We start from the raw sequence: 14381 nt of genomic DNA, 5'->3' as shown, positions 1-14381 counted from the left end.
CTTCACCAGAACTTGGGATACATGAGCGCTCTCGTCATCATGTTTGACGTTCTGCGCAAGGGTTTGTGGAGGTAGCATGCTCCATGCCCTGCGATCCAGTACGAGATGAGGGACGCGGCAGCAGCTCCGATCCCCCCGTACCTGGGGATCAACACCATATTGAGGAGCACGTTTGAGACCGCTCCGATCAAAACCATCCAGAACAGTACCCGGGACCAGTTCATCGCCAGCAGGTACGCATTGCGCGCTACCGCAAGGATTGCAAAGACATCGCTCCAGACGAGCAGGATGAGCATCGGTGCTGCAGCGGCATAGGCCTTGCCGTAGAGGAGCGTCACCACGAATCCCGCAAGAAGGGTTGTCGGTATTGCAATGGCATAACCGATGAACGCCATGAGGTTGTAGAGTTTCTGCAATCTCCGGTAAAACTCCTCCTCGTCGTTTTCCTTTGTCTTGATGATATTGGGAAAGACAGAATTCACCACCACCGTGGGGATGAAAAACCAGATTTCGGCGATCTTCACCGCCGCGGCATAAACTCCCACCTCACGTGAGTCCGCCATCTGCCCGAGGAACACCTGGTCAATCCGGAGGTATACCATGAAGACGATCCCCGAAAGGAGCAACGGCCAGCTTTCCCGGAACATCTCGCGCGCGAGGGAAAGGTTCCCCTTCCAACTCCCGAACCTCTCCCCGCAGTGTCGATAAACGACGAGTAGCCCAATGGCAGCCAGTGCATATTCGATGGCGTTTGCAGCGGCGAAAGCCACCACAGGAGTCTTGAAGACCACGAAACCGACACGCAGGAGCGATGCAGCGACGAATGCGGCATTTTTCGCATAAACGACAAATTTGGACCGCACCCGTGACTGGAACCAAAGATCGATGGTATCGAAGGCCCCGAAAATCAGCACCCATCCCATGACGCCCACCAGAAGGTGCGCCTTTGGATCGTTGAATCTCAGACACATCACGGTGGCGATGGCCACCCCATAGGAAATCGCGCCTGCCAGAAACCGAAGGCGGAACGTCGTGCCGAGTATCTCCTGCTCCCGTTCGGGATTACGGACCAGGTCCCTGACGACGATCGCCTCCAGTCCCAATAGAGCCACTGCCGAAAACATGCCGATGATGGAAGCAGCGTAACTGAGCAGCCCATATTCGGAAGGGCCGAGGTACCGGGCGATCCAGACCCCGACAACAAGGCCGACGCCCATGCGGAAGATGCGATCGGCAAAGAGCCAGCCGCTGTTCTCCACCGCTTCCTGAAAAACGTGCCGGTTTTCAAAACGTTTGCGCAGGAATGAGGGGATGTAGCGTACCCAGGTGCGGTCGACTGGAGGGAGTGTCATGGCGAAATGTGCCTGCTGGTCGCACATTCAGCCACAGCAGGATCGCTCGGCCGGAGACCGGGGATTGCCCATCGGCCAGATTCCCGCGCTTTCATCCCTCTTGATGCGCCCCCTGTCATTATTTATGCACCTTTAGAGACCGTTGCCACCACTCGTACGTCGCAGCGATCCCCGCCTCCATGCCGATCCGGTGCCGCCAGCCCAGGGCGTGGATACGGCTTGCGTCGGCCAGCTTGCGCGGCGTTCCGTCCGGCTTGCCGGCATCGAAGACCAGTTCCCCTGCGAATCCGACCACCCGTTTCACCAGCAGTGCCAGATCCCGGATGGAAAGCTCTTGTCCCGAACCGACATTGATCAGTGCCGGCGCAGCAGGATAGTTCAATAGTTCTTCGTAACGCTGCTCGTCCAGTTTCATCAGGAACAGGCAGGCTTCCGCCAGGTCGTCCACGTGGAGAAATTCGCGCAGCGGTGTGCCGGTTCCCCAGATGGTGACGCTGGCGGCGTTCGAGGCTTTGGCCTCGTGGCATTTCCTGATCAGGGCCGGCAATACGTGGGACTTTTCCAGGTCGAAGTTGTCGTTGGGGCCGTAGAGGTTGTTGGGCATGGCTGCCAGGAAGCGGGTGCCGTACTGGCGGTTGTAGGAGCGGCACTGGCAGATGCCGGCGATCTTGGCCACGGCATAGGCATCGTTGGTCGGCTCCAGCGGACCGGTCAGCAGGTATTCCTCCTTGAGCGGCTGGGGTGCCAGCTTGGGATAGATGCAGGTGCTTCCCAGGAACAGCAGACGCTTGACCCCGGTCTGCCAGGCCTGGTGAATCACGTTGGTCTGGATCTGCAGATTGTCGTAGATGAATTCGGCCGGGTAGGTGCTGTTGGCGACAATGCCCCCCACCGTGGCTGCGGCCAGGAAGACATAGTCCGGTTGCTCGGCCCGGAAAAAATCCTCGACCGCCTGCTGGTTGCGCAGATCCAGCTCCCGGCTGGTTCTTACGATCAGGTTGCCGAAGCCGCCTGCTTCCAACGTGCGCACAATGGCTGAACCAACCATTCCCCGGTGGCCTGCCACGAATATTTTTGCCCCTTTATCCATTACTATCCCATCCTCGAATTATGAATTTTATGGTGCCGCCGGTGTCGGATGCATATGAGCATCCAGTGCCAGGATCATCTCATCGCTGACCCCGTGGTTGCGCAGGGATTCCTTGAGTTCTTGGGATCGCTTCACCGAGGTGACCACGATCCAGTGATTCACCGACAGCAGCCCGTGGTTGAGGCTGACAACCGTCCTGCCCATGAAGGAGGTGCCCACATTCCGGTCGTCCATCACCTCCGCCAGCTCCAGTCCCGCCTCGCACAGGGACAGCCAGGCGATTTCCGTAACCTCATCGACACCGCAGAAGGCGACGCGGTTAATACCACGTTCCGACAAGAATCTGAAAAGCTGCAGGTAGTTCTGTCGGGTTACGGTGTACAGGCTGGTGAAGTAGTGGACATGTTGATAGGCCAATCGGGCCTTTTCGGCCATGCCATTCGGCGTCAGCAGATAGGCGTAGCGATTGTGGGGGTAGTTCTTGATGCGGATATAGCCTTTGGCTACGAAATTTTTGATGTAGGAGTTGACCAGTCCCAGGGCGATGCCCAGGCGGCTGGCAAGTTCCCGCTGGGAAATCGGCTGCTCATCGGCGACTTCCGAGAGCAGTTGAAAAGCCTTGATATCGTCCAAAGTGCCGCTATCGGTCTTGTTCATGTGGTGAACGATAGGCGATTGTGGCTTGAAAAGCAAGTATCTTCTCGAAAAACGAAGGGGCTCGTAATGTCTCCGGTCCGCAACGGTTATTGCAGTGAAACCTGTCTGCTGCCTCCCGAGGAGATGCCTTGGAATCTCACCTTTCCCAGGTACTCCCCATTCCGGAAAAGATCGGCTTCGCCGGCCGGCAGAGAGGATGCCTGCGGATTCGTGAGCAGGCAGGAAAACGATGTGCGCAGACCGGCCCCGGGCTCTTCCCTGCCCACGGGCAGGGTGTATTCGGCCAGTCGGGCGAGGGAACCGGCGGCAACCGGGACGGCATGTGCATCATCCGGGTCGTCGATGGAGCCCGGAGCGGCCAGAAGCCGATAGCCGGCCATCGCAGCGGGCAGTTGGCCGTAGAGCGTGATGTGGGCCGAGGCGCCGCCATTCAGGCGGAAATCGTAGCGCGGCAGCCATCCCGGCCCAGCCAGGGCGTACCTGACCCGGATCCGGCCATCATGCGGCGTGACCGCCACCCGGGCAATCCTGTCCGCTCCTGCCGGCGTGCTGCGGACAGCCGCCATACGCTCGTTGATGTGCCGGATCTCCTGTTCCGCCGTACGCCTGGCCGTGTAGACCGCTTCCAGCTGGGCAATGGCGAACTCCGTGCCCTGGCGGATCGACTGCACCGGATCAGGGTTGGTTTTGGTCCTGCGCGGCGCCTTGCCGCTCTGGGATTTGGCGGCTGACGTGAAAATCTCCTCGCGGGTGGCAAGGGCCTTGAGCCGGTCTTCCAGCCGGCCCTTCCGCTCCTGCAGCCGTTCAAGCTCAGCGGCTCCCTTGTTTGCGGTCCGGCCGGGCAGGATGTCGACCTGCCGGATGCCGGTTCCGGGCAGCGGCTTGATGCGCAGGGTATTCTCCATCGCGTCGGCTGATACGGCAATCCGGGCGATGCCCCTGCTGGCCCTGGCTTCGACCTCAACCACCGCTCCGTCGCGGAAATAGGTGATCGACCTGTTTTCAGCCATGGCAGCAGTGCCTGACAAGAACAGCAGGCCCAATGCAGGAATGAGATGCTTCATGGAAGTTCCCCCTGTCAATTCAGGCGGCCGTGAGCGTTTCGGAAAAGCGGGAGAGGCGCCTATAAGGTTGTGGGTCAGGCGGGACGGAGAAGAACAACAGGCAAGCCTGCCGGATTCATTTCAGAAAGAGTTTTTCGAGGTTGTCGACCTCGTCTTGCACCGACTTGGCCAGTTTTCTGATTTCTTCGGGGGATTTGGCCTGGTCGAGCTGTTTCAGTATCTCGGCAAACCGTTTGACATCCTTGGTGGCCCCCCGTTCAACCAGTTGAATGATCAGGTTTTGCCAGATCAGGTGCATTTTGGCGATGATGTCCGGCATCTTGGCGGTCTGGCCCGATTCCGACAGTATCTCCAGTCTGCGGCCGCAGTATCCGAGCAACAGAACGTTGCGGGGGATGACCGAAAGGTAGGGCTCGACGAGGGAGGCTGCCATGAGCAGCAGCTTGTTGGCGTCGTGCATCGTCTTGTATCTGTCCCTGGCACTGATCGACTGTTCCAGATCGGCAATGGTTTTGGCCATGTCCGGCGTGCTCGCATCCTTGGGGGAGGATGCTGCGGCCGGCTGCAGCTTGAACAGGCGTGCCTTTTTGTCGATGCGGTGCCAAGCATTGATGCGTGCCAGATAAAAAATATCTTCGGCATATTCGGCCACCAGCTCCAGATCTCCGGCAGTCTGGCGGGGCTTCCGGCACTGTTCGGCTGCCGGCTTGTCGGGGGCAGCCTGGGCAGACATGGCCATGCCGGCGATCGCACCGGCGGTCAGCAGCGCCACAAGGGATGCAGCTCTCACGCCGCCCACCAGGTCATTCCATTGATGTTTGTCGATATTCATACTTTTCCCGGCTATCCGTATGACGAAAACTGAAGACAGAAGCGGCGTTCAGCAGACGCTTGCAATCTGTTCCAGCAGCTCCGTCAGGTTCAACGAGGCGGCAACCTTTTCTCCCAGGCCGGTCGGCACCGAGCGGTACAGATCGAAGCGGGGTGTGCGCTGTCCATCCTCTTCAGCGGCAAGCCGCGCGATGACGATGCCCACATCGGCCAGCTGCGGCTGACTGCAGGAGTTGTTGCAGCCCGAAATGCCCCAGGTCAGGCCTTCTCCGGCCGGCCCCATTGCTGCGAGTATCGAACGGGCGATATCGCGGGTAGGGGCGAGCCCCATGCGGCATTCGTGGCTGCCGGGACAGACCCGCAGGGTGACGTGCCTGTCCGGGATGAAGCCGGCCTGTGCGAGCGCCTGACGGGCCTGCCCCGGGTCGCCCGGTTGCGCCACCGGCAGGGCTATGTTCTGTTCGGCGGTGACCAGCATGACCCCATCGGAGTACTCGTCGGCCAGGTTCGCCACGTTTCTGAGATCGTCGCTGGAAAGCTGGCCGGCGAAAAAAAAGGCTTCCGCCCATTCCCGCGGGGCAGCGACCGGCGCAAGAATGTTTTCGGAAAGCCCCAGGCGGGGTGGCAGCTCCTCGGCGGCAGCGAGGTCCTCCGCGACCCTGCGGCGGAACTCCTGCTCGCCAATGGCGGCCAGCAGGTGCTTGAGGCGCTTGCCGGCCGGGGTGCCAGCCGCATAGACGCGCACCACCGCCTCGATCATCGGAATGATGCGCTCTTCCGTCAGCGCGGCGGCCAGCAGAAAACCGGCGCGGGGTTCGCGCCCCAGTCCGCCGGCCACATACATATCGTAACAGAGCTGCCCTTCCCCGCCAGGGTTCAGCACCAGCCCCACATCCTGGATCAGGTGCCTTTTGCCGGAGACGTCAGCCTCAATGCCGATCTTGAATTTCTTCGGGAGCCTTTCGAAGCGCGGATTGCCGGCAAAGTGACGCTGCAGCCGGCGGGCGAGGTCTTCGATCAGCGGGAAGTGCAGGCTGCCATGACCGCTGCCGCAGGTTATGCCCCGTACGGCACCGCCGCAGGCTCCGCGCGAGGTGAGTCCGGCCGAGGTCAAAAGCCTCCTGACCGCAGGAAGATCGCTTTCGCGCAGCCAGTGCAGTTCCATGCTGCCGCGTGTGGTCAGGTGTATGCTGCCTTTCCCGAACCGTTCGGCTGCCTCGCAGACCACCCTGGCCTGGAGCGACGAGATGACACCCGCCGGCAGCTTCACCCGCTGCATCAGGAACCCCTCCTGGCGCTGCTGGTAGATGCCATCCAACCTGAAATTCTGCACCCCTGCTGTCATGTTGTACCCTAGGTTGAGGTTAAGGTTGAGCAGCGTCGAACCTTACCCCTGAAATTTATACGTATTCCTGAATCCGTGAGGCCTCCCAGCCTGCGCGCCTGAAAGGCCTCTGCCTTTGCATTTTCGCGGTATGGGGCATTCCGGCGGAGGACCAGCCTATTCGACTACCGCAGCAGCCGGGCGACGTTCGGGCCCCGGCTCTTTCAGGCGCTCCGGCAGTCCACCCTCACGATTCAGGATATTCATAACCGGATTTTGAAAGAGTAAAATAATCCGGGAAGCGAGTCAAGGCGCGATCTGCTGTCCGGTCTCCGGGCACAGGGGATGAGTCAGGAGCGCCGATCAAAGGCCGCTGCCAGGTCCGCGATCAGGTCGTCGGGGTCTTCCAGGCCGACGGAAAGCCGGACCAGGGTGTCGGTGATCCCCTTGCGCAGGCGTTCTTCGGGGGGGACCGCCGCGTGCGACATGCGGGCAGGGTAGGAGAGGATGCTTTCCACCCCTCCCAGGCTGACGGCAAAGGCGGAATAGCGGGCCCCTTCCAGGAGCCGGCGGGTGGTTTCGAAGCTGTCCAGTTCGAAGGAGAAGACCGCGCCCGGCCCGTCGGCCTGGGTCATGTGCACGGCATGGCCGGGGTGCTCGGGGCATCCCGGATAATGGATCCGGGTGACCTGCTCCTGCCGGGAGAGCCACTCCACAATGGCCATTGCACTCTGCTGGCTCTGATCCATCCTGATCTTGAGCGTTTTCAGCCCCCGCATGGTGAGAAACGAGTCCTGGGGTCCCAGAATCGCACCGAAGCCGTTCTGGATGAAGCGTATCCGCTGTCCCAGGTCGGCGTCCTTCACCACGGCAAAGCCGCAGATCACATCGCTGTGCCCGTTCATGAACTTGGTGCCGCTGTGCAGGACGATGTCGCAGCCGAGCTCCAGCGGACGCTGCAGATAGGGGGTCATGAAGGTGTTGTCCACCAGGGTGATGATGTTGCGGGCCCGTGCCAGCCGCGCCACGGCAGCAAGATCGGTCACCTTGAGCAGCGGATTGGAGGGGGTTTCCAGGTAGATGCCCTTGGTTTCGGGGCGAATGGCGCCCTCGATGGCCTCCAGGCTGGTGGCGTCCACAAAGGTCGACGTGATCCCCAGCCGGGCAAAGATCCCGGTCAGCACGCGGTAGGCGCCGCCGTAGACATCGTCGCACACCACCAGATGATCGCCGGGAGAAAAGATCAGCAGAGTCGAAGAGATGGCAGCCATGCCCGAGGCAAAGGCAAAGCCGCGCGTGCCCCCCTCCAGCTCGGCTACCGCCTCCTCCAGCGCTTCACGGGAAGGGTTGTCGGAGCGGGCATAGTCGTACTTGCCGAAGTTGTCCACCGACTGCTGGCGGAAGGTGGAGGTCTGGTAGATCGGCATGCCCAGCGCGCCGGTGCGGGGATCGATGGTCTGGCCGCTGTGGATCAGCTTGGTGGCGAATTTCATAAAAACCTCCTTGACCTGTCTTCGCAATAGAGGACACACTCAAAATTCTATGCTGCCATCTTTAGCTCCTGCTGCTCAAACTGTTCAGGAGTGAGATAGCCAATCGCAGAGTGAATCCTCTTGCGGTTGTAGAAACCTTCGATGTAACGAAATATCCGGCTCTGTGCTTCTTGCCGGGTCGTGAAGGAGCAGTGGTAAATCAGTTCTCTCTTCAATGTGGAGAAAAAGGTCTCCGTAATTGCATTGTCATAGCAGCATCCGGTTCCGCTCATGCTTTGGATGCCAGCTGCTTTCCCGACCACGGCACGAAACCGTTTGCTGCAATATTGCGAACCACGATCCGTGTGAAAGATGAATCCTGGTGACGGCCGACGCCTGACTATCGCATTGGTAAGGGCAGCTATAACAAGATCATCCGTCATGCGTTTGTTCATGCTCCAGCCCACGATCCGGCGGGAGAATACATCGAGGACCACTGCCAAGTACAGCCAGCCCTGGACCGTTTCAATGTACGTTATGTCGCCGGTCCAGAGCCGATTGGGAGCGTCAGCGGAGAATTGACGCTTCACCAGATTGTCCGCTACAGGACGCTTGTGATCTGAATTCGTTGTAACCTTGAACTTCCGCGTCGTCTTGACTTTAAGGCCGTTTTCTCGCATCAGGCGCCAGATGCGGTTTTTACCGACGCGCCGCCCTAACTGCCGTAGGTTATGGGTAATCCGTTTCGCGCCATATGTTTTGTCGCTCTCTTCGAAGGCTGATTTGATCGTTGGCAACAACGCCTGGTCTTCGCGCTGCCGATTCGTTACTCGGCCGGCCGCATGGGCGTAGTACCAACTCCGAGTCACTCCCAGAACTCGGCACATCTCCTTCACTCCGAATTCGGAGCGGTGCTCGGTTATGAACCCGAATAACGATGCGGATCCGTTGAGAAGATGGCCACAGCTTTTTTTAGGATTTCACGCTCCCGACGGAGTTGCTCGTTCTCTTTGCGGAGTTGCTTAAGCTCTGCTTCGGCAGATATTTGACTGGCTATAGCCGGATCCTGCTGGTCACGGTGTTTCCGGATCCATCCTTTTAAGACTCCATGCGTGATCCCGAGACTGCTTTCAACTTCGCGAATGGTGCGGTTGTCTTCCAAAACCAGCTTCACCGCTTCAGCTTTAAACTCGGCATCGTATTTTCGGTTCATTCTCATGACACACCCTCCTGGTCCGTTAGGATATAAGGTGTGTCCTCAAATGTGAAGATAGCTCACTCTGGGTTTTTCTCCCCCCTTTGAGAAAGGGGGGCAGGGGGGGATTTCGCCTCTGATTGTTCCTCCGTCGAAATCCCCCTGAATCCCCCTTTATCAAAGGGGGACTTGACTTCTTACGCCTCGAAGGCCTGGCGCAGGTCCTCGATCAGGTCCTCGGCGTCCTCGATGCCGACCGAAAGCCTCAGCAGCACGTCGTTGATCCCCAGCCGGGCACGCAGGTCGGGCGGGATGTCGGCGTGGGTCTGCACCTCGGGGAAGGTCATCAGGCTCTCGACCCCTCCCAGGCTTTCGGCAAAGGAGATCAACTGCGTCTTCAACAGCAACTGCTCCACCAGGGAATGGCTGTCGACCTCGAAGGCAATCATGGCGCCGAAACCGCGCACGTCGCGCTGCATCAGCTCGTGGTGCGGATGCTCTGGCAAGCCGGGATAGAATACCCGGGTAACGCGGGGGTGCTGCTTCAGCCAGTGGGCAATGGCCAGGGCATTGTGCTGGTGGCGGTCCAGGCGCACCGCCAGGGTCTTCATGCCCCTGATCACCAGCCAAGCGTCCTGCGGCCCCAGCACCGCACCGGCGGCGTTCTGATGGAAATAAACCTGCTCGGCCAACTGCGGATCCTTGACCACCACCAGTCCCGCCACGGTGTCGTTGTGGCCGGCCAGGTATTTGGTGGCGCTGTACACGGTGATGTCGGCCCCCAGGTCCAGGGGGCGTTGCAGATAGGGGGTCAGGAATGTATTGTCGGCGATCAGCAGCAGACCGTGCTGTTGGCAGAGGTCTGACAGGGCCGGCAGGTCGGCGAATTTCAGCAAGGGGTTGGTGAGGGTTTCCACGAAAACGGCCCGGGTGGCGTGTGTGACAGCGGCCCGTACGGCTTCGATGTCACTGGTGTCCACATAGGTGAAGGTCAGGCCGAACTGGTTGAAGACCCGGTCGAACAGACGGCAGGTCCCGCCGTACAGGTCCTCGGTCACCACCAGGTGATCGCCGCTCTTGAAGAGCAGCAGCAGGTTGGTGATGGCGGCCATGCCCGATGCATAGGCAAAGCCGCGCGCCCCGTTGTCCAGCCGGGCGATGCCCTCTTCCAGGGCCATGCGGGTCGGGTTGCCCGAACGGCTGTAGTCGAAACCGGTGCTCTGTCCCAATCCCGGATGCCGGAAAGTGGCGGTCTGGTAAATCGGCACGGTCACAGCCCCGGTGCGCGTGTCCCATTCAAGTCCGATCTGAACTGCCTGAGTGCTGATGTTCATCTGTTCCTCCCACAATGAAAAAATCCCCTTCCGGGGTGCGGAAGAGGATTCCTCGAGAGGTATCGTCTCTTCCTTATCTCCCGGGATCGTCGATCCCGCTGGAATTGGCACCTTCCCCGACGGGAGGTTGCCGCGACATCACAGGGCCAGTCCCTCAGTCGCTCTCGATAAGAAATGTATGTGAACTGCTTTGGTTCTGTAAGACCGGGTCAGGCTAGCATTAGTCTCTCGGCACTGTCAACAGGATAAATGGCGCTTCATGCGGAACCTGGCCGGATCAGACCCGCAGCTTTCGGTGCGGGGGACTGTCACTCCTGAGGCTGGATAGTCTGTCTGAAGAGTTCCAGCTCCGCGGTCAGCTTTTCCAGCAGGGCCGCAGTACCGGAATCACCGAAGGGATCTTCCAATTCGTTCAGTTCAGTTGCCAGATGGAGGATGCGGATCGCACCGATGTTGGCGGCAGCTCCCTTGATGGTGTGCGACTGGCGATGGATTTCTTCGGCATTTGCCGCTGCCAGCGCGGCATGCAGATGTTCGATGGCGGTCGTGGCGGTATTCAGGAACAGGCCGGTAAAGACGGGCAGCATCTCGGTCTTGCCGCAGAGCCGGTCCACCAGTCCTTCCCGGTCGAATACCGGCTGCTCTCCGGCCGCACCCGGGCCCGGTCCGGGCGCAGACGACGAAAGGGCGTCGCCGGTGAGGCGGGTAATGGTGGCAATGATCGCATCCTGTTTGAGCGGCTTGGGAATGAAGTCGTCCATGCCGGCTTCCTGGCATTTCTGCTGGCTGTCATCGACCGTGCAGGCGGTCATGGCAACGATCGGGATGCGGCTGCCGCGGCCACGCCGCCGTTCCTCGTCCCGGATGGCGCGGGTGGCCTGAAAACCGTCCATAACCGGCATGTGCAGGTCCATGAAGATGATGTCGATGTGCCCGTCGAGAAAGCATTGCAGCGCCTCGGCGCCGTTGGCGGCCATGCTTACCTGGTGGCCGCACCGCTCCAGGGTGATCCGGGCCACTTCCCGGTTGATCTCCACATCATCCACCAGCAGCACGCGGCGGACGGGAGGGGCAGCGCGCCGTGACATGGCCCGCGCGATGGCGGCCGCAATTTCGCCGCGCTTAATCGGTTTGGAGATGTAATCGTCCATGCCGGAAGCGAGGCATTTCTCGGCGTCCCCCTTCAGGGCAAAGGCGGTCATCGCAATGATCGGGATCTGCTGGCCACGTTCATGGCTGCGTATGTGGGCGGTCGCGGTGTAGCCGTCCATTTCCGGCATCTGGATGTCCATCAGGATCAGGTCGAAAGGCTGTTTCTGCCAGGTGTCCAGCGCCTCTTTGCCGTTGGAGGCAAAGGTGACCCGGTGCCCCATCTTTTCCAGTATCAGGCCGGCCACCTGCTGGTTGACGTCCACATCCTCGGCCAGCAGAATTTTCAGCGAACGTCCCTGCTGCTCGGGCTGTTGCGGTGTTTCGGCAGGCAGGGCCGCGACTCCATCGACCGGAATTTCCACGGGCAGCTGCAGCATAAAGGTGCTGCCGACCCCTTCCCGGCTGTCGACGTGGATGCTGCCCCCCATGAGTTGCGCCAGGCGCTCGCAGATCGCCAGTCCCAGTCCGGTGCCGCCGAAGGCCCGCGTGGTCGAGGTGTCCGCCTGGGTAAAAGGCTGGAAAATCCGGCTGAAGACCTCGGAGGGTATGCCGATGCCGGTATCGGCAACCGCCAGTTGCAGGACCGCCGTTGTGCTGTCGCCTGTCAGACGCTTCACGGTTACGGTGATGCTCCCCCGGCTGGTGAACTTGATGGCGTTGCCCACCAGGTTGATCAGGATCTGGCGGATCTTTACGCTGTCGCAGGCGATCACGGCCGGAGTGTCCTCCGACACCGACATGGTCAGCGGCACCCCTTTCCGGTTCGACTCCACCTGGAACGGCAGAAGCAAGTTCCGGAGCAGTTCCCGCAGGTTGAAACAGTGCGTGTCCAGCTGCATGCGGCCCGCTTCGATCTTGGAAAAGTCGAGGATGTCGTTGATAACGGCCAGCAGGTTTTCGGCCGAGCTGGAAATGGTGTTGAGATAGGTGCGCTGTTCGTCGGAAAGCGGCGTATCTGCCAGAAGCTCGGCCATGCCTATGACGCCGTTCATGGGGGTGCGGATCTCGTGGCTCATGGTGGCCAGGAATTCACTCTTGGCCCGTGTGGCCGCCTCAGCCTGAACGCGGGCCGCCTCCAGTTCGATGGTCCGTTCCTGCACCCTGCGCTCCAGGTTATGCATGTAATCGCGCAGCATGTCGTACAGCAGGACGTTTTCGATGGCGTAGGCGGTGTAGGCCAGGATGACCGAAAGGGGGTTGAGGGTGGAGACTTCGATGTTGTCGTGCCGGCCGGGCAGGATCCCGGCAAACATGCCCTGAACCCGGGAATGGGTGGCCACGGCATGCAGGGTCAGGGAACGGGTACCTTCGGCAGCGGAAATGACCGGGTGCGACTGGTTCAGGGCCCAGGCAAAGGTGCCGTCCATGATCTTGCCATCGACCAGGTGCCGGATATCCTCTCTGGCGGGCTCGGGATCGCAGTATTCCAGCTCGAAGCTCCCTTCGTCATCGGCCGGAAAGAAGGCCATCACCGTGAAGGGGATCAGTCGCTTGATCTGGGCAAAGGCGTTCCGCACGATGCGTGAGACGCTCTGCTCGCTGGCCACGTCCGACTGCAGGCTGCTGCAGACGGCCAGTACGTCGAGCGTGGTGACATAGTGCAGGTTGGTTTCCTCCAGAAAGCGGACCCGCTCCTGCAGGTGCATGATCTGGTCGGAGATCCTGTCACTCACCGGCATCCCCCTGGAGTACGGCAATCGTGTCGGCGAACTGGATGTCGACCTGCTTGATGATCATGGGGAGCTGGTTGTGCGAGAGTGCCAGCCCGTTCCAGGCGGCGGTGTCGAGGGAGGGCACCAGCAGTTCCCCGCTGTTGCCGAACTCCAGGGCATGGGCGATCAGATCGGCAACGTGCAGTATGGCCGTTTCCCGCGGGTACTGGCAGGCCCGTTGGCAGTAATGGTGGAATTCCGCCGGTTCGGAAATGCGGAAGGGGATCTTCCAGTTGCGCAGCAGCATGCCCCCTACGGCGCCATGATCGAATCCCAGGCGTTCGCGCTCCACCTCGTACAGCAGGCGCCCTTCGTTGCGGCAGGTTTCGATCATCTCGCGGCACAGCTCGGGGATGGTGATGAACATGACCAGCCGGCCGATATCGTGCAGGATGCCGCCCACGAAAAAGCGTTCCAGGTTCGCTTCCCGCAGGGTGGTAGCCAGGGCGCGCGCCGTCAGGCCGCAGCCGATGCTGTGCTTCCAGAACAGCTCCATGGTTATCAGGTCTTCGGGGATGCCCTTGAACAGCCCCATTACCGACACGGCCAGCGCCAGGTCCCGGACCTGCTGGACGCCGATGATGGTGACCGCCTGCGAGATCGTGTCGATCTTTGAAAAGTACCCGTAAAAAGGGCTGTTGGCCAGCTTGAGAATCCGGGCGGTCAGCCCCTGATCTTCGGAGATGATCTTTGAAATGTCGGTAATCGAGCTGCGCGGGTGATTGATCGCCTCGTCCAGCCGCTCGTGGAACAGCGGGAGCGAAGGAACGGCGCCAACGCCGTGCAGCAGGCTCTCAAGGGTAGGGGGGGAGGAATCAGGAGGCATCGGAGACCTTGCGGAGCAGGCAGGCATGTTTGAGTTCTTTGATTACGGGCAGCTCGGGATCACAGTGAATGAAGAGCCGCTCCACGGCGGCACCGGCCTCGGCCAGGGCGGCCTGATCGATGTCGTCCGCAAACGGGGCCGGGTCCTGATCATCCCCCCCGTCGCCGGTGATGTCAGCCTCGACCACACCCCAGGTCTGGAAGATCCGCAGGTGCTTTTCGGTCAGTTCAGCGCCGGCCGGCAGCAGAACGCGGCCTTTCCGGTCGCACACGTCCCGGCTCAGCACCATGCCCGGGTTCAGGCTTTCGAGACGCAGGACCGTCATATCGCTTCCCGCAGCGGGCAGGGACGGCACCCGGGAGGAGAGGGGAG

The 14381-nt window shown here is 60.6% G+C and carries 13 protein-coding genes and 1 riboswitch; all 13 genes read right to left on the bottom strand.

Features of this window, described 5'->3' with window-relative positions; translation table 11 throughout:
* Positions 1-2: 2 nt before the first annotated feature.
* The 13 genes from GSVR_RS15755 to GSVR_RS15695 all read right to left on the bottom strand — a co-directional run bounded on the left by GSVR_RS15755 (position 3) and on the right by GSVR_RS15695 (position 14334).
* Complete coding sequence (locus GSVR_RS15755) at positions 3-1352, bottom strand: flippase (RefSeq protein WP_173202119.1); 1350 nt, start codon at positions 1350-1352, stop codon at positions 3-5.
* Between the two features lie 118 nt (positions 1353-1470).
* A complete protein-coding gene (locus GSVR_RS15750; RefSeq protein WP_173202118.1) occupies positions 1471-2442 on the bottom strand; it encodes a GDP-L-fucose synthase in 972 nt (323 codons plus the stop codon).
* A 27-nt stretch (positions 2443-2469) separates the two neighbouring features.
* Positions 2470-3099: a winged helix-turn-helix transcriptional regulator gene (locus GSVR_RS15745; RefSeq protein ID WP_173202117.1), complete on the bottom strand. Its 630-nt coding sequence runs from the start codon at positions 3097-3099 to the stop codon at positions 2470-2472.
* 86 nt (positions 3100-3185) lie between these two features.
* The gene (locus GSVR_RS15740) at positions 3186-4163 is read right to left on the bottom strand and encodes a hypothetical protein (RefSeq protein WP_173202116.1); all 978 of its coding nucleotides are present in this window, start codon (positions 4161-4163) and stop codon (positions 3186-3188) included.
* Between the two features lie 115 nt (positions 4164-4278).
* On the bottom strand, positions 4279-4995 hold the full coding sequence (locus tag GSVR_RS15735; protein WP_173202115.1) for a hypothetical protein: 717 nt from the start codon (positions 4993-4995) through the stop codon (positions 4279-4281).
* A gap of 48 nt (positions 4996-5043) precedes the next feature.
* Complete coding sequence (locus GSVR_RS15730) at positions 5044-6339, bottom strand: nitrite/sulfite reductase (RefSeq protein ID WP_173202114.1); 1296 nt, start codon at positions 6337-6339, stop codon at positions 5044-5046.
* A gap of 329 nt (positions 6340-6668) precedes the next feature.
* Positions 6669-7811, bottom strand: a complete 1143-nt coding sequence (locus GSVR_RS15725; protein WP_173202113.1) for a PLP-dependent aspartate aminotransferase family protein — start codon at positions 7809-7811, stop codon at positions 6669-6671.
* Positions 7812-7858: 47 nt separating this feature from the next.
* The gene (locus GSVR_RS15720) at positions 7859-8713 is read right to left on the bottom strand and encodes an IS3 family transposase (RefSeq protein ID WP_203978876.1); all 855 of its coding nucleotides are present in this window, start codon (positions 8711-8713) and stop codon (positions 7859-7861) included.
* Positions 8710-9009: a transposase gene (locus tag GSVR_RS15715; RefSeq protein WP_173202482.1), complete on the bottom strand. Its 300-nt coding sequence runs from the start codon at positions 9007-9009 to the stop codon at positions 8710-8712. Before GSVR_RS15715 ends, GSVR_RS15720 begins: the two co-directional genes overlap by 4 nt.
* 173 nt (positions 9010-9182) lie before the next feature.
* Positions 9183-10319, bottom strand: a complete 1137-nt coding sequence (locus tag GSVR_RS15710) for a PLP-dependent aspartate aminotransferase family protein (protein WP_173200666.1) — start codon at positions 10317-10319, stop codon at positions 9183-9185.
* A 70-nt stretch (positions 10320-10389) separates the two neighbouring features.
* Positions 10390-10493, bottom strand: a riboswitch (SAM riboswitch).
* 134 nt (positions 10494-10627) lie between these two features.
* A complete protein-coding gene (locus GSVR_RS15705) occupies positions 10628-13144 on the bottom strand; it encodes a response regulator (protein WP_173200668.1) in 2517 nt (838 codons plus the stop codon).
* Positions 13137-14009, bottom strand: a complete 873-nt coding sequence (locus GSVR_RS15700) for an HDOD domain-containing protein (protein ID WP_173200670.1) — start codon at positions 14007-14009, stop codon at positions 13137-13139. Before GSVR_RS15700 ends, GSVR_RS15705 begins: the two co-directional genes overlap by 8 nt.
* Entirely contained in the window at positions 13999-14334 is a 336-nt protein-coding gene (locus GSVR_RS15695; RefSeq protein ID WP_173200672.1) for a hypothetical protein, read from the bottom strand. Before GSVR_RS15695 ends, GSVR_RS15700 begins: the two co-directional genes overlap by 11 nt.
* Positions 14335-14381 lie beyond the last annotated feature (47 nt).

This window comes from Geobacter sp. SVR, from assembly GCF_016865365.1.
Classification (GTDB): Bacteria; Desulfobacterota; Desulfuromonadia; order Geobacterales; family Pseudopelobacteraceae; genus Pelotalea.
This window is presented reverse-complemented; position numbering and strand designations above follow the sequence as displayed.

What these genes read in the sequence shown, in the direction of transcription:
- GSVR_RS15700 (WP_173200670.1), bottom strand. Translation starts at nt 14,009, where the DNA reads ATGCCTCCTGATTCCTCCCCCCCTACCCTTGAGAGCCTGCTGCACGGC.
- GSVR_RS15730 (WP_173202114.1), bottom strand. Translation starts at nt 6,339, where the DNA reads ATGACAGCAGGGGTGCAGAATTTCAGGTTGGATGGCATCTACCAGCAG.
- GSVR_RS15710 (WP_173200666.1), bottom strand. Translation starts at nt 10,319, where the DNA reads ATGAACATCAGCACTCAGGCAGTTCAGATCGGACTTGAATGGGACACG.
- GSVR_RS15725 (WP_173202113.1), bottom strand. Translation starts at nt 7,811, where the DNA reads ATGAAATTCGCCACCAAGCTGATCCACAGCGGCCAGACCATCGATCCC.
- GSVR_RS15735 (WP_173202115.1), bottom strand. Translation starts at nt 4,995, where the DNA reads ATGAATATCGACAAACATCAATGGAATGACCTGGTGGGCGGCGTGAGA.
- GSVR_RS15755 (WP_173202119.1), bottom strand. Translation starts at nt 1,352, where the DNA reads ATGACACTCCCTCCAGTCGACCGCACCTGGGTACGCTACATCCCCTCA.
- GSVR_RS15745 (WP_173202117.1), bottom strand. Translation starts at nt 3,099, where the DNA reads ATGAACAAGACCGATAGCGGCACTTTGGACGATATCAAGGCTTTTCAA.
- GSVR_RS15740 (WP_173202116.1), bottom strand. Translation starts at nt 4,163, where the DNA reads ATGAAGCATCTCATTCCTGCATTGGGCCTGCTGTTCTTGTCAGGCACT.
- GSVR_RS15695 (WP_173200672.1), bottom strand. Translation starts at nt 14,334, where the DNA reads ATGACGGTCCTGCGTCTCGAAAGCCTGAACCCGGGCATGGTGCTGAGC.
- GSVR_RS15715 (WP_173202482.1), bottom strand. Translation starts at nt 9,009, where the DNA reads ATGAGAATGAACCGAAAATACGATGCCGAGTTTAAAGCTGAAGCGGTG.
- GSVR_RS15750 (WP_173202118.1), bottom strand. Translation starts at nt 2,442, where the DNA reads ATGGATAAAGGGGCAAAAATATTCGTGGCAGGCCACCGGGGAATGGTT.